The organism is Microcystis sp. LE19-10.1B (assembly GCF_027530565.1).
GTDB classification, from domain to species: domain Bacteria; phylum Cyanobacteriota; class Cyanobacteriia; order Cyanobacteriales; family Microcystaceae; genus Microcystis; species Microcystis aeruginosa.
This window is the reverse complement of the sequence record NZ_JAPZQM010000444.1, coordinates 1-9,244: the sequence shown is the minus strand read 5'-3', so window position 1 is coordinate 9,244 and position 9,244 is coordinate 1. Positions and strand designations below refer to the sequence as shown.

4 protein-coding genes are annotated in these 9,244 nt (G+C 40.7%); 3 read left to right on the top strand and 1 reads right to left on the bottom strand.

Annotated elements, in window-relative coordinates:
- A partial coding sequence (locus tag O9332_RS16215; RefSeq protein ID WP_288026434.1) for a non-ribosomal peptide synthetase occupies positions 1-4,320 on the bottom strand: 4,320 nt, incomplete at its 3' end.
- 579 nt (positions 4,321-4,899) lie between these two features.
- Between O9332_RS16215 and O9332_RS16210 the strand changes: the two genes are divergently transcribed.
- The 3 genes from O9332_RS16210 to O9332_RS16200 form a co-directional block, all read left to right on the top strand.
- Positions 4,900-6,969 carry an ABC transporter ATP-binding protein/permease gene (locus O9332_RS16210; protein WP_288026432.1) on the top strand — a complete coding sequence of 690 codons (2,070 nt, stop codon included), beginning with the start codon at positions 4,900-4,902 and terminating at the stop codon, positions 6,967-6,969.
- A gap of 61 nt (positions 6,970-7,030) precedes the next feature.
- Positions 7,031-8,200 (top strand): DUF6014 family protein, encoded by a 1,170-nt coding sequence (locus tag O9332_RS16205; RefSeq protein ID WP_190722317.1) that lies wholly within the window; start codon positions 7,031-7,033, stop codon positions 8,198-8,200.
- A gap of 428 nt (positions 8,201-8,628) precedes the next feature.
- The coding region (locus O9332_RS16200) for a LamG domain-containing protein (protein ID WP_288026429.1) at positions 8,629-9,244 on the top strand (616 nt) is incomplete at its 3' end.

Sequence of the window (9,244 nt, the reverse complement as noted above, 5' to 3'; positions counted from 1 at the left end):
TTCAGATAAGGCAGTATTTTGAAGGACAAACATTACCTGAAATAGAGGAGTATGACTAAGATTTCTCTCTGTTTGTAAGGCTTCTACTAACATTTCAAAGGGTAAATCTTGATGAGCATAAGCACCTAAAGACATTTCTCTCACTCTCATCAATAATTCCTGAAAACTGGGATTTTCTGAACAGTCAGTCCGCATTACTAAGGTGTTCACAAAAAAGCCTATTAAACTCTCTATTTCACGACGGTTACGGTTAGCTATAGGTGTGCCTATTAAGATGTCTGATTGTCCTGTATAACGATAAAGTAATATTCCATAGGCTGCTAACAATGTCATAAACATTGTTACCCCTTGTTGCTGACTTAATTCTGTTAGCTTTTGGGTGAGTTCAAGGGATAGTTGGAACTCTTGATGTGCCCCAGTAAATGTTTGGACTGCTGGACGAGGTTTATCTGTTGGTAGTGGTAAGAAAGTTGGTGCGTCTGCTAGTTGTTTTTTCCAATAATTTAATTGGTTTTCTAGGACTTCTCCCTGCAACCATTGTCTTTGCCAAATTGCAAAATCAGCGTACTGAATTGGTAGGGGTTTTAAGGGTGAAGGTTGACCTTGATTAACAGCATTATATAACGCTGTTAATTCTTCAATCAATACACCCATTGACCAACCATCACTAATAACATGGTGCAGACATAATAATAACCAATATTCGTTATTATTCAGCAGGATTAAGGTGGCTCTTACTAATGCTTCTTTACCTAAATCAAAGGTTTTAAATGCTTGTTCTTTGACTAATTTTTTGGCAGCAATTTCTTGTTCTTTTGGGGATAAATGCTGCAAGTCAATTACTGATACAGCCCAATTTGTTACTGTTTGAATAACTTGATTTGGTTGTCCATTAACGGTAATAAAGTTGGTTCTTAATGCTTCGTGACGTTGAATAATTTCCTCTAAACTTTGTGTTAAAGCAGATTGATTAAGATGACCTTGCAAACGTAAAGCTACAGGAATATTATAGAAAGCACTATTAGGTTCTAATTGGTCTAAAAACCAGAGACGAGTTTGAGCGTAAGACAACAATAATTCAGATTGTTCACCCCTTGGTAATATGGGGGGTGCGGATAGGGTTAAATCCTGTTGCTGTAATTGTTGAATTTGTTGGGATAATTCTTCAATTGTTGGTGCTGTAAATAGACTCCTTAAGGGAATTTCTATTGAGAAATTAGTGCGAATGCGGGAAATGAGTTGAGTAGCTAATAATGAGTGTCCTCCTAGTTCAAAGAAGTTATGATTAATGCTTACTTGTTTGACTTTTAAAACTTCAGACCAAATTGTTACCAGTATTTCTTCAATTGGGTTACGCGGCGCAATATACTGCTCTTGGCTTTGGAATTCGGGAGCCGGTAAAGCACGGTAATCAGTCTTACCATTAGGTGTTAAGGGTAGGGATTCCAAAATGACAAAGGCACTAGGAATCATATACTCTGGTAACTTGGCTTTCAGGAATTGCCGCAGTTCAGTAACATTAAGTGAATTTTGCTCTTTTGGAGTGGAAATAATCTCTATTTTGGGAATAATATAGGCGACTAAACGTTTCTGATTTGTCTCATCTTCCCGGGCAATCACAACAGCCGTTTTGACCGCAGTGTGCTGACTAAGAACGGTTTCAATTTCCCCCAATTCAATGCGGAAGCCGCGAATTTTAACCTGGTTATCAATGCGTCCTAAGTATTCGATATTACCATCTGATAGATAACGAGCTAAATCTCCTGTTTTATAGAGGGGTGAATTCGGTAAAAAAGGATTGCTCAAAAACCGTTCAGCCGTCAAGTCAGGTTGCTGGAAATAGCCTCTAGCCACACCATCCCCACCAATATAAAGTTCTCCCGGCACACCAATTGGCACAGGTTGCAAGGATGAGTCTAGGATATAAACTTGGGTGTTAGCAATAGGACGACCAATAGGTTCGGGGGTATCTAGTCGGGGGTTAGGACGATCTCGTTTAACTTCATAAGTGGTTGACCAAACGGTTGTTTCAGTCGGTCCATATATATTCCAAAGAGAACCCACTTTTGCCAACAAACTATCCGCCAATTCTCGTGGCAATGCTTCTCCGCCACAAATCGCCTTTAATTTAGGGTTCCCCTGCCAATCTGGGCTTAATAGAATACGCCAAGTTGCTGGTGTGGCCTGCATCACTGTGGCTTGATGAGTCGCAATTAGTTCGGCTAATCCTAAACCATCTGAGGCAATCTGAGAACTAGCTAAAATCAGCTTTGCCCCCACCACTAAAGGAAGATAGATTTCCAAAGTATGAATATCAAAACTAATCGTAGTAACCGCAACTAAGCAATCTTGAGCGGTTAATCCTGGTTCTGATTTCATGGAATGGATAAAATTCACCAGGGATTGATGGCAAATTTGTACCCCTTTAGGTTTACCAGTTGAACCAGAGGTAAAGATGACATAACACAAATGCTCCGCACCAACCTGACTTTTTGGATTGTTCTGATTTTCTTGAGCAATATCTGACTTATCAGTGTCTAAACAAATAACTTGCGCTCGATGATTGGGGAAGGACTCTAAAATTTGACTAGAGGTAATCAAAAATTTGGCATCAGAATGAGACAAGATATATTCAATTCGCTCTTTAGGATACTCAGGATCAAGAGGTACATAAGCACCACCCGCTTTTAATATCCCCAATAATCCGACCATCATCTCTAAGGAACGCTCAAGGGAAATACCGACTAAAGTATCAGCTTTTACGCCTAATTTCCGCAAATAATGGGCTAACTGATTAGCTCGACAATTTAACTCATTATAGGTTAATTGTTGACCTTCAAATACTACTGCAACAGCATTAGGAGTCCGTTCCACCTGTTCCTCAAACAATTGATGAATACACTTATCTAATGGATAGTCAGCCTGAGTATTATTCCAGTCAAAAAGTAACTGCCGCTGCTCAACTTCTGTGAGCATTGATAATTGGAAAATGGGCTGCTGTGGATTAAGCACAATGGAGTTGAGCAATCTGACAAAATGCTTGGCCATACGCTCAATAGTAACAGCTTCAAATAAATCAGTATTGTATTGCCAACACGGCTCAATCTCCCCTTTCGCTTCCCTTACCATTAAACTCAAATCCAAGTGTCCGCCTCTTTGTCCTAACAAATATGGCTCCATTGGTAACACTGATTTTTGCAGATGCAAGGAATTATTTTTAGCCTCACACCAAGTTTGTGCTTGCCAAGCAAAACTGACTTGACATAAAGGCGAACGGCTAGTATCTCTTTGTGGCTGGAGTTTATCTGCTAACCAAGAAAATGGGTAATCTTGATGCTTTTGGGCTTGTCTAACTATTTTGCCAACTTGAGCCAGAAGTTCTGTAAATGTGGCATTCTCCTGAACAGAAACTCTTAAAACGGTCAGGTTGGAAAAGTAGCCAACAATCTCTTTAAATTCTTTAGCCGTCCGACCTCTCATCGGACTACCTATAAGAATATCTGTTTGATTAGTGTAGCGGTAAAGTTGGACGTAAAATGCTGTGAGCAGAATCTGATAAAGACTGGTGTTCGATGCTGAAGCTAGATACCTGAGTTTTTCAGTTAACTGTTCATCTAGCTTGGCAATGTATGAGGCTCCTTGATAGGTCTTTACTGGGGGGCGGGGTTTGTCGGGAAGCAGATGCAAAATTGGCAATTCGCCAGCTAATTGTTGTTGCCAATATTGCCACAGTTTTTCTCCCCTAGTACCCGATAGCATTGCTGCTTGCCATTGGAGAAAATTTGCATAGGTTTTATTTTCATTTAAAGAATCTGGGGCTGCTTCTGTCTGCTGTTGACTAACTTGCTCCACTTCCCCGGGATATAAAGCTTGAAATTCACTCAGCAGTAAATCATAAGACCACATATCACCAGCAATGTGGTGCATTGTCAGTAAGAGAATGTGTTCTGCTGCTGAACGAGTAAATAAATTCACCCGCAAAACTGAATCTTTTTCTAAGTTAAAAGGGCGGTCAGCAATAGCATAGATTTTTTCTACTAATTGGTCTTCGCTCCAGTCGCTGGCATCTATTACCTCAACCTTAAAATTCTCTTGCTGGTTAACCTGCTGTACCGGTTTGCCTTCATAACTGGTATAGGTGGTTCTCAGAATTGGGTGCTTTTCAATAATTTTTTGCCAGACACGATTGACAACAGCAATGTTTAAATAAGCATGAATTTTTGCAGTAATAAATATATTATAAGCAACGCTCTCCGGAGCAATTTGGCAGATTAACCACATTGCTTCTTGTCCCGGTGAAAGTGGGTAAATTGTTTTCATATTTCTACTCATGACTCTCCCGCATTTGTGATGATAAAAAAAGGTTATCTAGGGGAAGGCGTATGCTTTATGCCCCTACAGAAACCGAATTTGCCCCCCACTGTAGGGGCGCAAGGAAGCCGAGGACAAAATGTAACATATATCGAACATTTTTCACCATGATGTCGCGAGGTCTGTTATCGCTTTGAGGGAACAGTAAACGGGGAAGAAAATCGGCGCACCTCATTACTTTGAACCCTGTATCCTGAAATCCTATCATAGAAAAGAAAATTTGTCATGGTCAACAAAATTCGGTAATATGTGGTAGTCTGAGAAGCGCTCACTAGCTTTAGCTATCAAAACAATGGTTACTTGTAGTAAGATAACGAGGGTTAAAAAAGCAGTAGCAGGGGGTCTGAGAAAGCCATCACTCTATGCTGACAGATAAAGCGACGGGATCATGTCACCACAACTCAAGCACAATAACCTTAAAATTGTCGGGGAGCTTTATATTTTCGCCAATTGCCTTCTACTCCGCCAATCCAGCCAAAATCTAAAATCATTCCAGCAAAATGTCCACAACTCAAATATAAATGCTATATGTCCGCCAAAGTCCCTCAAGATCGATCGACGACTAATATTATCTCCGATGTCAGCAAATTTTGGCACAGTGTCAAGCTGATCGCTGCTCCCTATTGGTATCCTACTGAATCGGGGGGAAGGGCTTTTTCTGATGTGATGAAAGCTTGGGCAATGCTCATCCTACTAATCGGGGCAATCCTAGGAGTTGTGGGATTAAATGCCTTCAATAGCTTTGTTAGTAATTACTTAGTTGATGTCATCCTTGAAAAAAATGATTTTGATAAATTTGTCAGAACTTTGGTAGTTTTTGCGGTTGGACTGCTCTTTGTCACCCTTTTAGTTGGCTTGCTTAAATTTCTCAGAAAAAGAATCGCCCTAGATTGGTATGCTTGGCTCAATGACTGGATTCTCAACAAATATTTGCATAATCGCGCCTATTACAGAATTAATTTTAAATCCGATATCGACAACCCAGATCAGCGTTTATCCCAGGAAATTGAGCCGATTACCAGTAAAGCTCTCTCCTTTTTTGCCGTTGCCCTAGAAAATGTCCTAGATATGATCACTTTTTTAGTGATTCTCTGGTCAATTTCTTCCTCTGTAGCCATTATCTTAGTCGTTTGGACAATTCTCGGTAACGTCATTGCTATCTATTTTAACCAAGCTTTAAATAAAATTACTCAAGAAGAATTAGAACTTAAGGCTAACTACAATTATGCTCTAACCCACATTCGTAATCATGCGGAGTCAATCGCTTTCTTTGAGGGAGAAAATCAGGAATTAAATATTATTCAGCGGCGATTTAATAAACTCTTAGACAGCGCTAAACGTAAAATTGATTGGGAGAGAGGCACAGAAATTTTTAGTCGGGGCTATCAGGCGGCAATTCAAGTATTTACTTTTGTCATTTTGGGTCCTTTGTATATCAATAGTGAGGGCATTAGTTTCGGACAGGTCGGGCAAGCCTGTTTAGCGGCTAATTTGTTTGCTACGGCGCTGGCGGAATTAATTAGTGAATTTGGCACTTCGGCACAATTTAGCAGTTATGTTGAACGTCTATCGCAATTTTCCCAAGCCTTAGAAGAAGTCATTAAACAACCGGAAAATTTAAGCACGATTAAAACCATCGAAGAAAACCAATTTTCCTTTGAAGATGTCACCTTGCAAACCCCCGATTATGAACAGGTAATTGTCGAAAACCTCTCCCTTTCTGTTCAGCCAGGACAAGGTTTATTAATTGTCGGTCCGAGTGGTCGGGGGAAAAGTTCCTTGCTACGCGCAATTGCTGGTTTATGGAATGCCGGAACCGGCCGATTAGTGCGTCCCCCCCTAGAAGAAGTATTGTTTCTGCCCCAACGTCCCTATATAATATTAGGAACCTTGCGAGAACAGTTACTCTATCCCAATCGCAATCAAGAAACCAATGAGATAAAATTAAGGGAAGTTTTGCAAGAAGTCAATCTCCAAAATTTACTAAATCGAGTCAATAGCTTTGATACAGAAGAGCCTTGGGAAAACATTTTGTCCCTGGGAGAACAACAACGTTTGGCTTTTGCTAGGGTATTAATTACCCGTCCCAGTTTTACTATCCTCGATGAAGCCACAAGTGCTTTGGACTTAAACAATGAGGAAAATTTATATCGGCAATTGCAGAAAACTCACACAACTTTTATTAGTGTCGGACATCGGGAAAGTCTCTTTAACTATCATCAATGGGTTTTAGAACTCTCTAGTAATTCCCATTGGCAACTGCTTACAGTGGAGGAATATCGCCGACAAAAAGTGAAAGAAATTATTAATATTTCTGTCGATAATTCTCAAACTAGGCTCGAAGATTTACCGAATCAGGAAACCGAGGTCAATCCTAAAATCAATTCTGCCGGGGAACCCCCCCCCGAATCGCCAACGACAACAATCTTAACAGAAGTCGAAGAGGGACTTTCCCATGCACAAATGAAGGAATTAAGCGACTATTCCCTTAGTAGCATCAGAAGCAAAGCCAGTCAGGGAAAATCAATTACGGGGAAAGATGGACTGACCTATCGCTATGACAAAGACCCTAAAATCTTAAAATGGCTAAGAGTTTAGCCGATGAGAGACGGGTCAAAAAACAACGTTAAACTATTACACCAACTTAGCTACCCAAAAAATGAATCAAACCCTGGTTAATCAACAACAGTTGTTCCAAGAAATCGTCCAAGATATCGAGCAAAATAAAATTGCAATCGCGGCGAAAAAACTCCGTCAACAGGAAGCAGATAGCTGTGAAGTTCCGGCTCAGTGGCTCTGGAAAACAGCAGCGGCTTTAGAAACCAACGACTGGAGCATTTTATCAGAAGATTTCATTAATCTGAATTTTATCGGTAAAAATGGTTATTTTCTGATGATTGCTCCCTATCGCATCAATCGTCAGGGAGAACGACAACTCACGTTGAGTGCAATTTACGGAAAAATTCACCAAAATAGTCAACCTTCTATCGAACAACTAGAAAGCTTGACTCGTGAAAAATTTGGCAGTCTAAGACAACCGATTCCCAGAAATTTATCCTTTACTGAAATTGCTAGTTGTGGCACGGTTAAAGGTGAAAAGGGGGAGGCTTTTATCGTTCCCCATAGGTGGACTTTTCCCAATAGTGTTCAAGGACCAGCTTTAAATAATGCCAGTGAGCAAAAACGACGCTTTTCCGGTTCTAGCTACGAATGTATCCGAAAAATTTTTGAGCCAGAAACGGCCGATTTGCTATTAAGACCCCTAGAGGATCAAATTAATGGTGAACGCTATCGCCATCTCGATACCCAATTCCATGAAGCGGGTCATGCTAGTGGGTTGGGATTTGACTTAAAACTCAAAAATAAACTGTTTCAAAACTATACCTATGCCGGAGTCGAGGAGTGGCGCTCAGATAGTTTAGGCTTTGAATTTGCCGATTGTGCTTTACCTGCCGAAGAAGCGGGAAAATTAGTCGCTGTTAATTTCTGCATTCGCTTTGGTTTAGATGCTCACCGTTTAGGGGGTTTAGAAAAAGATGTGGATGTCCACGCTAGTTTGATCAGTTTGGAATATCTCTTGCAAAATGATGCCATTTATCTCACAAAAAATGGTCAATTGTCCCTGCGTAATGTTAGTTATCCAGGCTTACTAAAAGCGGTGGAAATGCACCGAACAAAAGCCTTATCTCTAACGCGAAGGGAGTTAAATCTAAATAGTCCAACAGGTCTTTTTGCTCTGTATAAAGTAGAGATTCATCCCGCAACCCAATTAATTTTTCAGGGACTAATTGTAGAGCGCTGCCGCGGAATTTGGTCAGAGTTACAATAAGTACCTAGGGTTTGCTGTTAACCGGCCCAGGGAGGGATGTCAATCAGCCATGAGCATCCCTCCAAATCCTATTGATGGCGATAGGGATTGGGGTCAACTCCTCTGAGTTTCTCGCCACAGCAAGTGCCGGCTCTGGAATATTAGTCGTTGACTCCTAAGTAGCTGTTTGCAATTAAATAGAAGATAGGTTTTGCACTCGATCCCCCCTGCCCCCCTTAATAAGGGGGGTGCCGACAGGCGGGGGGATCTTAGAGTTTTTTACGCCCATCTACTTACACATTTATTTATATATATATCGCTAGATAACTAAAATGTGTTAAGCTAGGCGGTAGCATTCTGGGAAATCATGACAGATAAATCAATCTCTTATTAGTCAGAGTCCCTGAACCCCTGATTACCCCTTTCTCCCCCGGTCGATGACAAAACCAATGGCTGAACAACGCTCTGTACTAAAATTTAATGGCATCGATGATCATATTGATCTATCCCACGGATTTCTTGACATCGATCAGAGTATTACCATTACATTTTGGGCAAAAGGGGAAAATAATTTAGCTACAGAAACGACTCTCTTAGAAGCTGTTAATCGGGAAAATAACCGGGTTCTACATATTACCCTGCCTTGGGGCGATCCCGTGAAACCTGCGATTTTTTGGGATGCGGGAAATGAAGAAGGTTTCGATCGAATTGAAAAAAAAGTCAAGCTTAAGGATTATAGTGATTGGACTCATTGGGCCTTTGTCAAAAATGCGACCACAGGCCGAATGTTGATCTATCGTAATGGGATCATTTGGCATCGTGGCAACGGTCATAACCGTGCCTTAACGGGGATTGAAAAAATCATCTTGGGAGCCTCTGTTAATCTCTCTCATTATTGGCAAGGTTGTCTTGCAGAACTTTCTGTTTGGAATCAAGCGCGTAGCCAAGAAGAAATCCAAAAAGCGATGTATCAATCTCCCTTAGTTGATGATCTTGGCTTAGTTACTTATTTATCACTCAATGGCAGTGCCGAGGATCAAACAAGTTATAGCAATCATGGTATTC